The sequence below is a fragment of the Streptomyces sp. NPDC050636 genome, from assembly GCF_040654775.1.
Lineage (GTDB): Bacteria > Actinomycetota > Actinomycetes > Streptomycetales > Streptomycetaceae > Streptomyces.
Genome location: NZ_JBFAIP010000002.1, coordinates 280,110 through 295,639, shown reverse-complemented (window position 1 = coordinate 295,639; position 15,530 = coordinate 280,110). Strand labels below are relative to the sequence as shown.

The 15,530-nt window shown below is 72.0% G+C and carries 14 protein-coding genes; 9 read left to right on the top strand and 5 right to left on the bottom strand.

Features of this window, described 5'->3' with window-relative positions; genetic code table 11:
- Window positions 1–5 precede the first annotated feature (5 nt).
- Window positions 6–836, bottom strand: coding sequence for an SDR family oxidoreductase (locus tag AB0I10_RS03845; RefSeq protein ID WP_363150657.1), 831 nt, complete (start codon window positions 834–836; stop codon window positions 6–8).
- A gap of 68 nt (window positions 837–904) precedes the next feature.
- Here AB0I10_RS03845 and AB0I10_RS03840 point away from each other — a divergent pair, with 68 nt between their 5' ends.
- The 4 genes from AB0I10_RS03840 to AB0I10_RS03825 all read left to right on the top strand — a co-directional run bounded on the left by AB0I10_RS03840 (window position 905) and on the right by AB0I10_RS03825 (window position 5,824).
- Window positions 905–2,074, top strand: a complete 1,170-nt coding sequence (locus AB0I10_RS03840; protein WP_363150656.1) for an acyl-CoA dehydrogenase family protein — start codon at window positions 905–907, stop codon at window positions 2,072–2,074.
- 147 nt (window positions 2,075–2,221) lie between these two features.
- Window positions 2,222–3,310: an acyl-CoA dehydrogenase family protein gene (locus AB0I10_RS03835; protein ID WP_363150655.1), complete on the top strand. Its 1,089-nt coding sequence runs from the start codon at window positions 2,222–2,224 to the stop codon at window positions 3,308–3,310.
- Window positions 3,311–3,342: 32 nt separating this feature from the next.
- Window positions 3,343–5,196, top strand: coding sequence for an FUSC family protein (locus AB0I10_RS03830; protein ID WP_363150654.1), 1,854 nt, complete (start codon window positions 3,343–3,345; stop codon window positions 5,194–5,196).
- Window positions 5,197–5,317: 121 nt separating this feature from the next.
- Window positions 5,318–5,824, top strand: a complete 507-nt coding sequence (locus AB0I10_RS03825; RefSeq protein ID WP_363150653.1) for a MarR family transcriptional regulator — start codon at window positions 5,318–5,320, stop codon at window positions 5,822–5,824.
- Between the two features lie 37 nt (window positions 5,825–5,861).
- Here AB0I10_RS03825 and AB0I10_RS03820 read toward each other — a convergent pair whose 3' ends face one another.
- Complete coding sequence (locus AB0I10_RS03820) at window positions 5,862–6,854, bottom strand: oxidoreductase (protein WP_363150836.1); 993 nt, start codon at window positions 6,852–6,854, stop codon at window positions 5,862–5,864.
- Between the two features lie 404 nt (window positions 6,855–7,258).
- Window positions 7,259–8,890 (bottom strand): sigma-70 family RNA polymerase sigma factor, encoded by a 1,632-nt coding sequence (locus tag AB0I10_RS03815; RefSeq protein ID WP_363150652.1) that lies wholly within the window; start codon window positions 8,888–8,890, stop codon window positions 7,259–7,261.
- Window positions 8,891–9,194: 304 nt separating this feature from the next.
- On the opposite strand from AB0I10_RS03815, the gene AB0I10_RS03810 reads away from it, so the two are divergent.
- Window positions 9,195–9,608, top strand: coding sequence for an SsgA family sporulation/cell division regulator (locus AB0I10_RS03810; RefSeq protein ID WP_363150651.1), 414 nt, complete (start codon window positions 9,195–9,197; stop codon window positions 9,606–9,608).
- A gap of 378 nt (window positions 9,609–9,986) precedes the next feature.
- Here AB0I10_RS03810 and AB0I10_RS03805 read toward each other — a convergent pair whose 3' ends face one another.
- Window positions 9,987–10,607: a TetR/AcrR family transcriptional regulator gene (locus AB0I10_RS03805; RefSeq protein WP_363150649.1), complete on the bottom strand. Its 621-nt coding sequence runs from the start codon at window positions 10,605–10,607 to the stop codon at window positions 9,987–9,989.
- 139 nt (window positions 10,608–10,746) lie between these two features.
- Here AB0I10_RS03805 and AB0I10_RS03800 point away from each other — a divergent pair, with 139 nt between their 5' ends.
- The 3 genes from AB0I10_RS03800 to AB0I10_RS03790 all read left to right on the top strand — a co-directional run bounded on the left by AB0I10_RS03800 (window position 10,747) and on the right by AB0I10_RS03790 (window position 13,528).
- Complete coding sequence (locus tag AB0I10_RS03800) at window positions 10,747–11,265, top strand: PH domain-containing protein (protein ID WP_363150647.1); 519 nt, start codon at window positions 10,747–10,749, stop codon at window positions 11,263–11,265.
- A complete protein-coding gene (locus tag AB0I10_RS03795; RefSeq protein WP_363150646.1) occupies window positions 11,262–13,016 on the top strand; it encodes a PH domain-containing protein in 1,755 nt (584 codons plus the stop codon). Before AB0I10_RS03800 ends, AB0I10_RS03795 begins: the two co-directional genes overlap by 4 nt.
- A gap of 98 nt (window positions 13,017–13,114) precedes the next feature.
- Complete coding sequence (locus AB0I10_RS03790; protein WP_363150645.1) at window positions 13,115–13,528, top strand: SsgA family sporulation/cell division regulator; 414 nt, start codon at window positions 13,115–13,117, stop codon at window positions 13,526–13,528.
- A gap of 355 nt (window positions 13,529–13,883) precedes the next feature.
- Here AB0I10_RS03790 and AB0I10_RS03785 read toward each other — a convergent pair whose 3' ends face one another.
- Window positions 13,884–14,684, bottom strand: a complete 801-nt coding sequence (locus AB0I10_RS03785) for a polysaccharide deacetylase family protein (RefSeq protein ID WP_363150644.1) — start codon at window positions 14,682–14,684, stop codon at window positions 13,884–13,886.
- A gap of 135 nt (window positions 14,685–14,819) precedes the next feature.
- Between AB0I10_RS03785 and AB0I10_RS03780 the strand changes: the two genes are divergently transcribed.
- Window positions 14,820–15,527, top strand: coding sequence for a response regulator transcription factor (locus tag AB0I10_RS03780; protein WP_363150642.1), 708 nt, complete (start codon window positions 14,820–14,822; stop codon window positions 15,525–15,527).
- The last annotated feature ends 3 nt before the right edge of the window (window positions 15,528–15,530 follow it).

Sequence of the window (15,530 nt, the reverse complement as noted above, 5' to 3'; positions counted from 1 at the left end):
CGGTCTCAGGCGTGCTGACTGCTGACCGGGACGACCTCGCCGGTCATGTACGAGGAGTAGTCGCTGGCGAGGAAGACGATGACATTGGCGACCTCCCAGGGCTCGGCGTAGCGCCCGAACGCCTCCCGGGAGGTGAGCTCGGTCAGCAGCTCGTCGGTGGTGACCTTGGCGAGATGCGGATGCATGGCCAGGCTCGGCGAGACGGCGTTCACCCGGACCCCGTACGCGGCGGCCTCGACGGCGGCGCAGCGGGTCAGAGCCATCACCCCGGCCTTGGCGGCGGCGTAGTGCGCCTGGCCGCGCTGGGCGCGCCAGCCGACGACCGAGGCGTTGTTGACGATGACGCCGGAGCCGCTGCGGACACCGCCCTCGCGTGCGCTGCACACACCGCCCTCGCGTGCGCCGCGCATCCGGCGGAGCGCGGCGCGGGTACAGCGGAAGGTGCCGTTGAGGGTGACGTCGAGGACCTTGTCCCATTGGCCGTCGGTCATCTCGACGAGGTCGGCGGTGCCGCCGAGGCCGGCGTTGTTGACGACGATGTCGAGCCGGCCGTGCCGCTGTTCCACCAGGTCGAAGAGCGCGCCGACCTGCGCTTCGTCGGTGACGTCGCACGGCAGGGCGGCGACCCGCCGGGCACCGAACTCCTCGGCGAGCCGGTCCTCGGATTCCTTGAGCCGACGCGCATGGGCGTCGGAGAGGACGACGTCCGCGCCCTCCTCCAGCAGCTTGCGGGCGGTGGCGCCGCCGATGCCGGCGCCCGCGGCGGCGGTGACGACGGCCGTCCGGCCGGTCAGCAGCCCATGCCCGGGAACGTACGAAGGCTTCTCGGTCGTCATGACCGTACGCTAACCTACCAAACACTTGTTAGGGAACCTGGAAACCTCAGGAAAGAGGCCGCCCGTCGATGGATCTCGAACACGCCCCGGAGGACGAGGAGTTCAGGCATGCGGCCCGCACCTGGCTCACCGCGCACGCACCCGCCACACCGCTCCCCTCACTGGAGACCGAGAAGGGGTTCGCGGCCCACCGGGAATGGGAGCGCACCCTGGCCGCGGACCGCTGGTCGGCGGTCTCCTGGCCCGAGGAGTACGGCGGCCGGGGGGCGTCGCTCGCGCGCTGGCTGATCTTCGAGGAGGAGTACCACGCCGCGAACACGCCCGGCCGGGTCAGCCAGAACGGCATCAGTCTCCTCGCCCCGACGCTCTTCGAGCACGGCTCCCCGGCCCAACTCACCCGCGTACTACCGCCGATGGCGAGCGGCGAAGTCATCTGGGCGCAGGCCTGGTCCGAGCCCGAAGCCGGCTCGGACCTCGCGTCGCTGCGCTCCACGGCCGTACGGACCGAGGGCGGCTGGCTGCTCAGCGGACAGAAGACGTGGTCCTCGCGGGCCGCGTTCGCGGATCGCGCGTTCGGCCTGTTCCGCAGCGATCCGGACGCGGACCGGCCGCACCGCGGGCTGACGTATGTGATGTTCGATCTGCGCGCACCCGGCGTGACCGTACGGCCCATCGGACGGCTGGACGGCAAGCCCGCCTTCGCCGAGCTCTTCCTCGACGAGGTCTTCGTCCCGGACGAGGACGTCATCGGCGAGCCGGGGCAGGGGTGGCGGGTGGCGATGAGCACGGCGGGCAACGAGCGGGGCCTCACGCTGCGCAGCCCCGGGCGCTTCACGGCGGCCGCCGGGCGTCTCGTCACGCTGTGGCGGCGGCGCGCCGATCCGACCGATACGGCGCTGGGCGACCGGGTCGCCGACGCGGTCATCGGCGCCCGCGCCTATCACCTCTTCACCCTCGCCCATGCCGCCCGGCTCGCCGCGGGCGCCGATCTGGGCGCCGAGTCCAGCCTGAACAAGGTCTTCTGGTCCGAGCTGGACATCGCCCTGCACGAGACCGCACTCGACCTCCTCGGCGCCGAGGGCGAACTCGCCGACAATGCCAACGACGCGCCAGATCACGGTAGTTGGGCAGAGGGCTGGACCTTCTCGCTGGCCGGTCCGATCTACGCGGGCACCAATGAAATCCAGCGCGACATCATCGCCGAGCGACTGCTCGGACTGCCGAAGGGGAGGCGGTGACGCGGGGGGAGGGGAGGCGGGGGCTGGGGCTGGGGTTGGGGCTGGCGCCTGCGGCAAGGGCCCTGCGATCGGCGTCGGCGTCGGCGTCGACAACCGGGCGGAGCAGCGCGGTGCGGCAAACGGCAAGCGGCGAGAGGACGACCGAGGGTGACTTTCCTTCTTGATGACGAGCAGCGCGAGTTCGGCCGGACACTCGACCGGCTGCTGGGCGCGGCGGACACCGCGGGCGCCGTACGCGCGTGGGCGGCGGATGACACCGGCCCCGGGCGAAAGGTGTGGCAACGGCTCGCGGACACCGGGGTGTTCGCACTCGCGGTACCGGAGGAGTACGGCGGCGTGGCCCCGAACGGGCACGAAGGCGTGGCCCCGGAGGCGCACGGGGACGCCGGCTTGCTCTTCGTTGAACTTGCCCTGTCCTTCGTCGAGTTGGGGCGGCATGCAGTGCCGGGACCGGTCGTCGAAACGGTCGCCTCGGCCACCCTGCTGCGGCGGCTGGGCGATCCGGCCCTCAGCCGGCGCTGGCTGCCCGGGATCGCGACGGGCGGCCGGCTCGTGTCGTACGCGGATGAGACACATGGGCCGTACGCCCTGGACGCGGCCACCGCCGATACCACATTCGTCATCGTGGATGACCGGCTGCTGCGCGCGGCGGGCCAGGGGCCGGTCCAGCCGTCGCTCGACCCGGCACGGCGGCTCGCCCGGCCCAGGCTCGACGGCGAGGTGTTGGCGAGCGGGCCGGAGGTACGGGCGGCCGCCGCGCATGCCGCCGACGTCGCAACCTTCCTCACGGCCGCCCAGGCGCTGGGTGTCGGGCGGCGACTGCTGGCCGACACCGTCACATACGCGCAGCAGCGAAAGCAGTTCGGTGTGGCCATCGGCTCCTTCCAGGCGGTGAAGCACAGGCTGGCGGACGCGCTGCTGGCCTTGGAATTCGCGCAGCCCCTGGTGTTCGCGGCGGCGGTGGCGCTGGCCGGCGGGGAGCGGCGCGCGTGTGGGGATGTCGCCGCGGCGAAGGTGGCCGCGGGCGAGGCGGCGTACGGCGCGGCGCGTGCGGCGCTCCAGTTGCACGGTGCGGTCGGCTACACCGAGGAACTGGATCTGTCGCTGTGGATTCGCAAGGCGCGGGCGCTGCGGAGCGCGTGGGGAACGCCTTCGGCATGCCGAGCGCGAGCACTGGAGAACATCGACTTCCTTGGCGCCTTGCACCAGCTAGAAGCTCAACCATTTCACAAGTAAAACACCTGCTAATCTTCTGCTAGCCTTCCCGCATGGGGAAGCACGCCAGACCTGCCGGGAAGAGAGCGACGACCGCGCCGAAGAGCGGAGTGCGCAGCCGCCCGCTGCCCATCTGGAGCACCGTGCGACTGCGCCACCCCGTCGACATCTGGCACAAGCCGGCGCTCAGCGCGGTCGTCACCCTGGCCATCCCCGATCTCACGCTGCTCGCCGTGGGACGGCTGGATCTGATCCTCTACACCTCGGCCGGGGCGATGTGCGCCCTGTACGCGCACGGCCGGCCGTACGCCGCCCGCGCCCGCACGCTGCCGTGGGTGGTGCTCGGCATGGTCGCCGGCCTCGGGGTCGCGCTGACCGCCGCGTCCCTGACGGCCTCGGCCGCCCTGCTGGTGATGCTCGCCTCGCTGGTCGCCGCAATCCACAAGATGGCCTGCGATGCGACGCGGATCGGCCCGCCGGGGAATCTGATCCTGACCTTCGTCGCCGCGTCGGCCTTCTTCGTGCCACAGCGCCTCGGCCAGGTGCCGGGGCATCTGGCGCTGGCGCTCGGTACCGGCGTCCTGGCGTGGCTGGTGTGCATGGCGCCCGCGCTGGTCCGGCCGCAGGGACCGGAGCGGATCGCGACCGCCCGTGCGCTGGAGGCCGCCGCCGGGCTGCTGCGTACGGAGCCGGGTAACGGCGGTACAGGACCGGTCGGGGTGCCTGGGGTGGCCAGGGTGGCTGGGGTAGCCGGGGTGACACACACTCGGCACGCGGCAGCGGCCGCCGTGAACGCCGCATGGCACACGCTCTTCCTGGTCCCGGCCCGCACACCAGCGAAGGCCGCCGCGCACGCCGGCCTCGAACGGCTTCTTGTACGGGCCGAATCGGCGCTGGGCGGTACCGGCACGGCCCTGGGCGCGGTGGCCGAGGCCGAGCAGCTCCGCGGCTGGGCCCACGATCTGCGCCGCGGGCGCCCGCTTCCCAAGGTGGGAGCGGAGTCGGCAGGTACGACGGTGGAGTCGGGAGGTACGACGACGGATTCGGCAGGTACGCAAGGAGCAGTAGAGGTTCGGGGTACCGACGGGGCGTCAGGGCTGCGACGCCCCGCACCCGAGCGGCCGCGTGGGTTGCGGGCGGTGCTGGCCCGACTCACACCCGGGTCGCCGCTGCTGCCGATCGGCGCGCGGGTCGCCGCCGGGTGTGTGTTGGCGGGCTGGGCATCGATGGCGGTCGGCGTCGGGCACCCGTACTGGGCCGTCGTCACCGCGGCCTCGATCTACCAGGCCAACACCACACTCTCCTGGCAGCGCGCGCTACAGCGCACCCTCGGCAATCTGCTCGGCCTGCTGCTCTTCACCGCCCTGCTGCCGCTGATCCACACCGGGCATCTCACGATGATCGCGCTGGCACTGGCCTTCCAGCTCGGCGCGGAGGCCTGGATCACCCGGAACTACTGGCTCGGCTCGGTGTGTGTGACGCCCATGGCCCTGCTGCTGACCGAATTCGGCGGGCATCTGCCGGCGACGACACTGGTCGCCGACCGCTGGATCGACACCGTGATGGGCGCGGCGGTGGGCCTGGCCTGCTGTGTGCTGGTCACCAACCGGCGGGCCACCGCGCGTATCGAGATCGCCCTGGAGCGGGTGGCGGACGCGGAGGCCGCGGCGTACCGGCTGCTCGCGGCGGGCCCGGTGCCCGGTTCCGGCGATGCGAAGGAAACCGGCTGGGCCCGCGACCGGCTCGCCTGCTGCCTGGTCGAGCTTCGTGAGGCGGTCGATGTCGCGGTCGGCGAGTGGTGGCAGCGGGCCCTCCCGGAGGAGCGGATCGCCCGTGCCGAGCGGCAGGGGCACCGCGCGCTGGCCGGTCTGGTCCGCCGGCTCTCGACACCCGCACCGGCCGCCTGACCCTCCCCCATGCCTTACGGGCATAGGAGGTACCCCCACCCCGCCCGGCCCGGCCCGGCGACGGGACAACGCGGAAGGCACAATTGGGCCGTACGGCAGTGTGGCCGAGAGGAGAGTGCGGGTGACCGAGGACATCGTCGCGGGGGTGCTGCGCCAGTGGCAGCAGGTACACCCCGGGCTGGACACCGGCCCGATGGCGGTGATCGGGCGGCTCAACCGCTGTTCCGCCCTGCTGCAGCAGGCGGCCGACGCGCCGCTGCGGCGGGCCGGGCTCACCCGCCCCGAGTTCGACATCCTCGGCACACTGCGCCGGATGGACCGCGAGCTGACCCCCGGACGGGTGGCCCGCGAGACGTTCGCCTCCGGGGCGGCGGTGACCAAGCGCGTACGGCAGCTGGAGGAGCGCGGGCTGATCGCCCGCCGCCCCGACGACCGGGATCGCCGCGTCGCGCATCTCTCCCTCACCGACGAGGGCCGCGAAACGATCGACCGGCTGCTGCCCGAGCAACTCCGCTACGAGGCGGCGCTGCTCGACGGCATCGGCGATGAACGGCAGGACGAACTGTCCGCCGCGCTGGGCGAGTTGTTGGTGGTGTTGGAGGGGCGGCTGGGGAGTTTGATGGAGTGAGGGGCGGGCGTCCTCCCGGCGCCGCCTCACCCCCTCGTCACGGCTCCAGCCGCGCAATGCGCCCCTGCTCGCCCGCGGCCCAACACCCCAGGTCCGGCGCGCAGTCGACGGTGTCGTACGAGCCGTGATCGAAGGCGCGCCAGGTACGGCCGCCGTCGAGGGTCAGATCGCTGCCGGACGGACCCACCGCGAGGGCGGCACGGCGCGCATGCGGAAGCCAGACGACGCCGGAGCGGTACGCGTGCGGGGGCGCGGCGGCCGTGGCCCAGGTGGCGCCGCCGTCGGCGCTGACCGCCGCGGCCCGGGGTGAGGGCTGTTCGGGGCGGAAATCACCGCCGACCGCGATGCCGTGCGTGCGGTCGCGGAATGCGAGGGCGAAGACGCCGCGGGCCGGATCGCCCGCTGGGACGGGGGCGTTGGCGACCGTCCAGGTCCGGCCCCGGTCGGCGGTGTGCAGGACCCGGGCGGTGGCCGCACCGCCGGTCGCGATCCAGGCGTCGTGACTGCCGGAGGAGACCAGGCACTGCCCGCTGGCGGCGAACGCGGCCTCGCCCTTCTGCGCCGGCGGCATCCCGTCCGACGGCAGCAGGCGCCAACTGCGGCCGCCGTCACCGGTGGACAGGATGCGGTACTTCCCGTCGACGGGGTCGCTGAGCGCGATGCCGTGCCGCCGGTCGAAGAACGTCAGGCAGTCGTAGAAGGCGCGCGGGTCGGTGTTGCGGAAACTCTCGGTCCAGGTGGCGCCCGCGTCATCGGTACGGAAGACACGCGAGGCCTCGCCCTCGCCGATCGCGAGAACGACGGCGCGGCGACCATCGAACGCCTCGATATCGCGGAATTCCAGGGCACCAGCACCGGGCGGCGAGATATCGGCCCAGTGCCTACCGCCGTCGTGGGTCCGCAGCACGGTGCCTTTGGTTCCGGCGACCCATGCGGTCGTACGACTGACGGCCGCCAACCCGCGGAAACGGGCGGTGCTGCCGCTGTCCTTGAGGCGCCAACCGGGGTGGAGAGCATGGCTGTTGTCGATCGGATTGCTGGCGTGGACCGGATTGCTGGCGTGGACCGGATTGTTGTTGTGGACCGGATTGTTGTTGTGGATCGCATGGCCGGTGGCATCGTCCGGCTGGGACGCGGCCACCGGGCCGGCCGACAGCACGCCGAGCACCGCCGCACCGGCCGTCACGCCCGCTACGGCCCTCCTACCTCCCCTGGCCACGCCCGGCAGCCATCCGCCGTACGACAACCGCCCCGTACCCCGCGACCGCCCCGTACCCCGCATCCGCCCCATCCCACCCCACCACTCAAGTTCCCCACGGGCCTCAGGTCCCTCGCGGCCCTCATTGCGCTGGAAGCTAGCCCAGCCCGAACAACCCGTCCAGGGGGCCGTGATCGCGTCCTGCTGCCTGCGGCCTGCTGGCTGCGGTACTGGTCTCAGTCCGCGTTCGGGCTCGGGGTGGTGGCGCCACTGGTGGGCTCTGGGGTCGGCTCGGTCGAGGGGGTGGGAGACGTTGCGGGGGCGGGAGACGTTGCGGAGGTGGGAGACGTTGCGGAGGTGGTGGATGTTTCCGGGGTGGTGGATGTTTCCGGGTTGGGGGATTCGCGTGTCGGCGTCGGGGACTCAGTTGTGGCCGTCGTAGCCGTGGGCTCTGGGGTCGGCGTAGCCGTGGGTGTGGGCGTAGCCGTATGCGTAGGCGTAGCCGCAGGCGTGGGCGTATGTGTCGGAACCGCCGTCGGACTGGCGGACGAAGCCGGCGCGCTCCTCGGCACAACGGCGGGCGACGGCGAGCCAGGCCCGGCAGCAGCCGAACGTGACGGTACCGGCGTGGTTGGCGCGGACCGCTCCGGCACCGACCGCTCCGGCGTCTTCCCGCTCGACTGAACCGGATCGCTCGCCGGCGACACCCCAGGTGGCCACGGAGCCTGCGCCGCCCACGGAGCCCCCGAGGCCCCCGAACCCGCCCCCGTACCACCAACGCCATCCGCCGCAGAGGGTGCCCCGCCTCCGCCCGGCGCCGCCGGCTGCCCCGGCCCTGTGCCGGTTTCCGCCGCTGCCCGCTGGCCCGCCGCAGCCGTATCGTCGCTGGTCAGCGCGAGTCCCGCGGCGACCGCCGCGCCGGCCACCACCGCGACGCCCACGCCTGCGACCGTCGCGGCGACCGGCCCGGCCTGGGTCACCTGGCCGCGCATCAGGTGCCGCATGGACCGGTGCGCGGCCTTGAGCGGGCCGCCCCCGTACGCGGGAGAGCCCGCGGCGGCCGCCCCGGCACCGACCAGCGGCAGCAGGAACTTCGCCGAATCGCCCGTCAGGAACACCAGCAGCGCCGGACCGGTGAGTGCCGGCAGCCGGTGGTCGGCGCGGGTCAGCAGGGCCACCCGGTCCCGGCAGTCCCGGCAGTCCCGGCAGTGCAGGACATGGCCCCCGGCATCGTCCGCCTGCTTGTCGGTGGCCTCGCCCCGGATGAACGCGGGTACCCGCTCCCAGTACGTGCCGCACGCGGCGTCTTCGGGCGCGCCTGGTACGGCCCGCAGAAAGCCCTGCCGCATGCCCTCGCGCGCCCGGTGGAGCAGCACGGAGGTGGCGCCCTTTCCGGCGCCTATCGCCTTCGCGACCGCCGCCAGCGGCTGGTCCTCGGCCTCGGCGAGCCACAGCGCCTTCACCCAGCGGTGCGGCAGCTGGTCGAGGACCTGGGCGAGCAGATCGACGTATGCGATGCGCTGCAAGGGGTCCGCGCTCCCGGCGGACGCGTCGGTTGCCGGCCAGGTGTGGACGTCCTCCGGGTCACGCGGGACCTCGCGGGCGGCGTCGGCGCCGACCGGCGCGGCGAGGTGGCGGATGGTGGTCCGCAGATACGCCGGGATGTTGTCGATGCGGTGGCCGCCCTGGATCCGTCGCCAGACGTGGAAGTGGGCCTCGGCGACGAGGTCCTCGGCGAGCCAGGCGTTGGCGGTCAGTGAGCAGGCGTAGCCGACCAGGCGCGGATGCTCGCGTTCGTAGAGCGCGGCGAACGCGTTCGCCACCGGCCCCTCGGAAGCCTCGAAGGCATCTGACGTGGAGGAACTCATGAAGGAACAGCCCCTGACATCTCGCTCGCCCCGGTGGCGGCTCGGCTCCGCGGCTCTTGGCACGGCCCCCGGCTCGTCACTCGGCGCGTCACTCGGCGCGGCGGGTGGGTCCGGCCGTCGGGGCATTGCATGGACTGCGTAAGCGTAAAGAGGACATATCCCCGCATTCAAAGCTTCGTGACGCAGGTCACGCAGGATTCCGATGCACTGGCGTAACGCCCCCGCCGTCCTAGTGGTCGTAGAGGCAAGAAGCAGCGGCAGGAAAACGCACCGAGTCCGAGCACCGAAAGCAAGGGAGCCGGCGATGTCCACCGTCATCGACCAAGCCGTTCAGGCCCGTCTCATCGCGACCACACCGCGGTCGCGGGAGATTCCGGCGAGCCTGCGCTACGACCGCGCGGACCCCTTCGCGGTGCGGGTGGTGTTTCCGCCCGCCGCGTCGCTGGACGGGGCGGAGGTGGCCTGGACGTTCGGGCGCGATCTGCTGGAGGAGGGGCTGCGCGGGCCGTCCGGTACGGGCGATGTGCACATCTGGCCGTGCGGCCCGGAGGCCGCCGTGGTGGAGTTCCACACGGCGGACGGGATGGCGATGGTGCAGTTCGAGACGCGGGATCTGCGGGATTTCCTGACCCGGTCGTACGGGGTCGTCGCACAGGGCTGCGAGGGCCTACATCTGGACGTCGACGCGGATCTCGCCGCCCTGCTGCGCGAGGCATAGACCGCGGGAGGCGCAGACCGCGGGAGGCGCAGACCGCGGGAGGCGCAGACCGCGGGAGGCGCAGACCGCGGGAGGCGCAGACCGCGGGAGGCGCAGACCGCGCGAAGTCGCGAAGTACGGACCGCGCCAGGCGTGGACCGCGCGACCTCACCGCCCGACCATTCCCCGCGGCCGCGCGCGCTCACGGTCGGCCATTCCCCTTTGGCCGTCCGGTTTTCGCCTCTCCCGGCTCTCAGCTCTCCCGACTTCCGGCTCTCCCGACCCTCAGTCCTCCCGGCTTCCGGCTCTTGCCTCTACGGGTTCAGCCGAGCGGCCCCCGCCTCCACCCGAGCTCGCCGGGGCCGCTCAGTACCCGGCGGCCAGGTGCGGGACGCGGGCTCAGCCCCCGGCATGCGGCTCCTCGTCTCCGAACAGGCGGGCCAGCTGCCGATCCAGCAGCCGCAACGCCTGCTCCGCGGTGTGCACATCCAGCAGCACGTAGGCGGAGAGCCCGTCGACCAGGCTGATCAGCAGCATCGCCTCGTCCTCGGTGGCCCGGTCCGGCGCCAGTTCGCCCCGTTCCGCGGCCGCGCGCAGCTGGTCGGTGAAGAAGGCGCAGAGTTTGGGGATGCCGTCCTTGGCCTCGGCGCGCAGGTCCTCGTCGTGGATGGCGCGGGTGTAGTAGGCGGCGCCGACCATCATCCCGATACGGCTCTTCTCGTCCAGCGGCAGCATCCCCGTCAGGCAGGCGCGCAGCACCTGGCGCGGCGAAGGCTCGTCGGTCAGCGCTGCGACGCTCTCGCGGATCCGCTGGTCGGCCAGCCGGTTGATGTACCGGAGGGCGAAGAGGAGCATCTCGTCCTTCGAGCCGAAGTAGTGCTGCAGCCGGCCGAGCGAAATGCCGGCCTCGGCGGCGACATCGCGCAGGCTCGCACCCTCCAGTCCCCGGGTGCCGGCGATCCGGCAGAGCGCCTCGGAGATCTCCTGGCGCCTGGCTTCGTGGTCCACCTTTCTCGGCATGGACCAGCCTCCCCTCACATGATCTGCCGCCCCTCGACCGAAACCGTGGCTTCGGCGACCAGGCCGCTTTTACAAGTCGCTTGTACCGTTATAACGTACCGCTACTCAATACGCTTGACTTGGAAACCGGTGAACCCTCATGCCCGAGCACGCCGCCCCACTCCTGCGCCCGCCCCGTCATCGCGTCGATCCGCGCGCCCGCCACTGGTGGACGGTCCAGGCGATACTCACGCTCAGCGGTCCGATGCTGCTCACCGCGCTGACAATGGCGGTGCTCTCGGTGCTGTTCTTCCCGGGCGCGCTGCCCTGGCTGGGCCCACTGCTGCTGGTCACACTGGTGCTGCCCGCCCTCGTCTACGTCCTCGTCATGCCGCGCTGGCGGTACTCCGTGCACGCATGGGAGCTGGGCGGCCGCGCGGTCTACGCGGCGGGCGGCTGGTTCTGGCAGAAGCGGCGGATCGCGCCGCTGTCCCGGGTGCAGACGGTCGACACCATGCGCGGACCCATACAGCGGCGGTACGGGCTGGCGACGGTGACCGTCACCACCGCGTCCAGCGCCGGTGACATCAAGATCGCGGGACTGTCCGACGCGGACGCCGAAGAGCTGTCCCGGCGGATCAGCGAGGCCGCCCAGGACGTGCCGGGTGATGCGGCATGAGCTCGCATCTGAACGCGGAGACACCCGCCGCACCGCAGTGGCGGCGACTGGATCCGCGCACGCTTCTGGTGCACTGCGGCTGGATGGCAGCACCACTCGGATCACTGGCACTGACGGCGCTGGCCACCGGCGGCAAGATCAACACCCAAGCGTGGATCACGCTCGCCGCCCTCGCCGCCTCGTTCGCCGTCATCACCGTGATCGGCCTGGTCCGCTGGGCTCGCACGGACTTCCGCGTCACCCGCCCCCATGACCTTGACGGCACGGGAGATGCCCCCATCGCCCTTGAAGTACGGAGCGGGCTGCTGACCCGACGGCTGCGCAGTGTGCCGCTGCACCGCATTCGCACCGTCGACCTGACGGCGACGCCGCTGCACCGCCTGCTGGGCGTCACCGTGCTGCGGGCGGGCACGGCGGGCGGGGACAGCGGGAGCGAGCTCTCCCTGGAGGCGCTGAGGGTCGCCGATGCGGCACGGCTGCGCGCGGAGCTGCTCGCCCACGCCGATACCGAGGCAGCCGCCAAGGACCCGGTGCTGGCCCGGATCAGCTGGCGCTGGCTGCGGTACGCACCGCTCACTTTCTGGGTCGTCGGCGGGGTCTTCGTGGTGGCCGGAGCCATCTACCGGGTACTGGACGGCATCGGCATCGAGCCGTGGAAAATCGGCTTCGTCCAGCGGGCGTTCGTCGAATTCGGGGCGAGCGTGCTGTGGCTGACGATCCCGGCGGCACTGCTCGTCATCCTGGCCCTGGGCTCGGTCGGCGCGGTCGCCCTCTACATCGAGAACTGGTGGAACTACTGCCTGGAGTGGGCCGACGCACGCACGCTTCAAGTGCGCCGCGGCCTCTTCACCACCCGCTCGGTCACCATCGAACGGGCCCGGCTGCGCGGTGTGTTGCTGCGCGAACCGCTGCTGCTGCGGGCCGGCGGTGGCGCACTCGTCCGGGCGGTGGCCGGCGGCCTCGGCAACCGCGAGGAGAACCGCCGCCGCAGCGGACTGCTGCCACCCGCACCCCGCCACGAGGCGCTCCGCGTGGCGACTGGCACCCTGCAATCCCCGTTCCCCGGAACGGAGTTGACGCCCCGGGTGCCAAGGCAGGCACGGCAGACACCAGGGCAGGCACAGCCGACGCCCGAGCAAGCACCCGCACCCCTGACCCCAGGGCGGGCACAACCTCTGCTGACGCCCCACCCCCGCGTCGCCCTCCGCCGGCGACGGGTACGCGGCCTGCTTTTCGCCGTGCTGCCCGGCACGGTCGTCCTCGCCGGCCTCGGCGCCGCGTTCACGCCCGTCCTGCTGCACTGCGCCTGGATCTACGCCGCGGTCAGCACGCCGATCGCGTTGTGGCTGGCCCGGGACGCGTACCGCAATCTGGGGCACGGGACGCACGGCCGCTATCTGGTCACCCGCTCCGGCACCTTCAGCCGTGACACCCTCGCCCTCCAGCGCGAGGCCATCGCGGCCTGGACGTTCTCCACCTCGCCGTTCACCCGCCGGGCCGGGCTCGTCACACTCACGGCGGCGGTCGCGGCGGGCGAGGAGAGCTATCGCATTCCGGACCTCGCCGACGGCTACGCCCCGTCCTTCGCCGCGGCGGCCGCCCCGGGCATCCTCGACGAATTCCTCAGCACGCCGAGCGGCGCCCCCATCAGCACACCCACCAGCACACCCATCGACTGCCCGAGGGGCGCACCCATCGGCGGACCGGGCCCTGACCAGTACCCCGAATCACACCGGGAATCCACAACATGACGCAGATCACACACCTGTCGCGTGCACGGCGAACGCGAGCACACCGTCCTACTGGGTGAGCCGTGCCATAACCCGACAGCAGTGAGGGAGCAGCCGCGATGAACAGCGTCATCGACCAAGCCGTCCAGGTCCGTCTCATCGCGACCACGCCCGGCCCGCACCCGGTGCCCGCGGTGCTGCAGTACCAGCCCGCCGACCCGCTGGCGGTACGGATGTCCTTCCCGCCGGAGATCTCGCTGGACGGTGTCGCGGTGGACTGGGCGTTCGCCCGCGACCTGCTCGCCGAGGGCCTGCGGATGCCGGCCGGACGGGGCGACGTCAGAGTGCGCCCGGCCGGCCCGGACCGCACGGTGATGGAGTTCCACGCGGACGAGGGCGTCGCCATGGTCCAGCTGGACACCGCGGACGTCCGGCAGTTCCTGGCGCGCTCGTACGGGGCCGTGCCGGCCGGGTGCGAGCAGGCACATCTCGACGTCGAGCGCGGCCTCGCGGAGCTGTTCGGCGCGGCGTGAGCCAGCGAGCGGGTGTGGCGTGAGCCAGTGACTCGGCGCTGCGCGTGAGCCAGCATGTGCCAGCGAGTCGGCACTGCGTGAACCAGCGCGCCGTACCTTGCTCTTGCGACGCCCCCTCCTTGCCTTGCGACGCCTCCTCCTCATACCCCGGCAACAATTACACAGAGTAATCTGCTCCCGGGGTCTGGGTAACCGGTCTGGGTAACCGGCTGTGGATATACGGCTGTTGGGGCCTGTCCGATGGGCAGGCCCCAACAGCCGTATATCGGGACAGGCCCCGCAACCGCACACAGGCCCGCACACAGGCCTACGCGCCCAGCGGGACCCACTCGTCTAGCTAGCAGGACCTACTCATCTAGCGCTGCGGGAACCCGAACCCGTACCCCTGCTGCTTCATCCACGGCAGCAGCCGGTCCAGCGACGCCACCGTCTTCGCCCGGTTGCCGCCGCCGTCGTGGAACAGGACCGTCGGGCCGTTCGGCAGTTCCCCGCGGACCGTCGCCTCGACCGTCTCGACGCTGCCGCTCTCGAAGTCCTTGCTGTCCACGTTCCAGCCCAGCGGCCGCATCCCGTGATCCGCGGCGAGCTGCCGGCTGTAGGGCGTGAAGGCGCCGCCCGGGGCCCGGTAGTACTCCACCCTCGCACCGCCCGCCGCGTCCTCGATCATCTTCTGGGCGTCGAGGATCTGCTGCGACTGGTAGCTCTCCGGCCGGTGGTCCATCCCGGTGTTGTGGCTGATGGAGTGGTCACAGAGCTTGTGGCCCGCGGCCACCACCTGCTTGACGAGGTCGGGGTGCTCCTTCGCCTGCGGGCCGATCATGCAGAACACCGCCTTGACGTCGTGCTTCTTCAGGACGTCCAGCACCTTCGGGGTCCAGACCGGGTCCGGGCCGTCGTCGATGGTGATGTTCAGGCTGCGGCCCGGACGGTCCGAGCCGTGCACGATGGACGGGTCGACCGCGGTGACCGCGGGAGCCTGCTTGGGCTTCTTCCCGGCGGAGTCGACGGTCTCGGCCTGGGCTTTGGAAGTGGCACCGGGCTGTGCGAAGGCCAGCGCCCCCGCTACTGCGAGCGACACCACTGCCGCCGCGGTGACTCCGATGATCCCGCCCTCGATGCCGAAGCGCCGCCGTCCCATGTGAATCCCGTCCCTCATGCTGAGCTCGTGTGCGTACCGACCGGCGGCGCGTGCCTCGTACGCTTGCCGCCTTGCACCACGACAGATGCATGGGATTCCGGGCAGGCTGCTCCTGTTACAGACCCATCATGAAACCTACGGATACTAGACCCCATGCCACGTGTACTTCTGATCGAGGACGACGCCGCCGTACGGGACGGGGTGAGCCTCGCGCTACGGCGGCGCGGCCACGAAGTGGCGGCCGCGGCGAGCGGTGAGGAGGGGCTGGAGGTCCTGCCGGGCTTCCGCCCCGACATCGTCCTGCTGGACCTGATGCTCCCCGGTAAGGACGGCTTCGAGGTCTGCCGCCTGATCCGCGCCGAACGCCAGCTGCCGATCATCATGCTCACCGCGCGCGGCGACGACCTGGACGTGGTGCTCGGGCTGGAGGCCGGAGCCGACGACTACATCGTCAAGCCCGCCCGCGGCGAGGTGCTGGAGGCCCGGATCCGCGCCGTGCTGCGCCGTACCGCGCTGCCCGCCGACGGCCAGCCGGCCGCGGCGGACCCGGGGCCCACCCCGGTCGAGACATACGGCGAGCTCGCCATCGACCGGGCCGGACTGGTCGTCGGCAAGGGCGGCCAGGACCTCGCACTGGCCCCCTCGGAGATGAAGCTGCTGCTCTTCCTCTCCGCCACCCCAGGGCAGGTCTTCAGCCGCCAGCAGCTGCTGGAGCACGTCTGGGAGCACAGCTACCACGGCGATGCCCGGCTGGTCGACGCGTGTGTCATGCGGCTGCGCACGAAGATAGAGGACACCCCGCGCAGCCCCCGTTACGTCCAGACCGTGCGGGGCTTCGGCTACCGCTTCGGACCACTGTGAGCC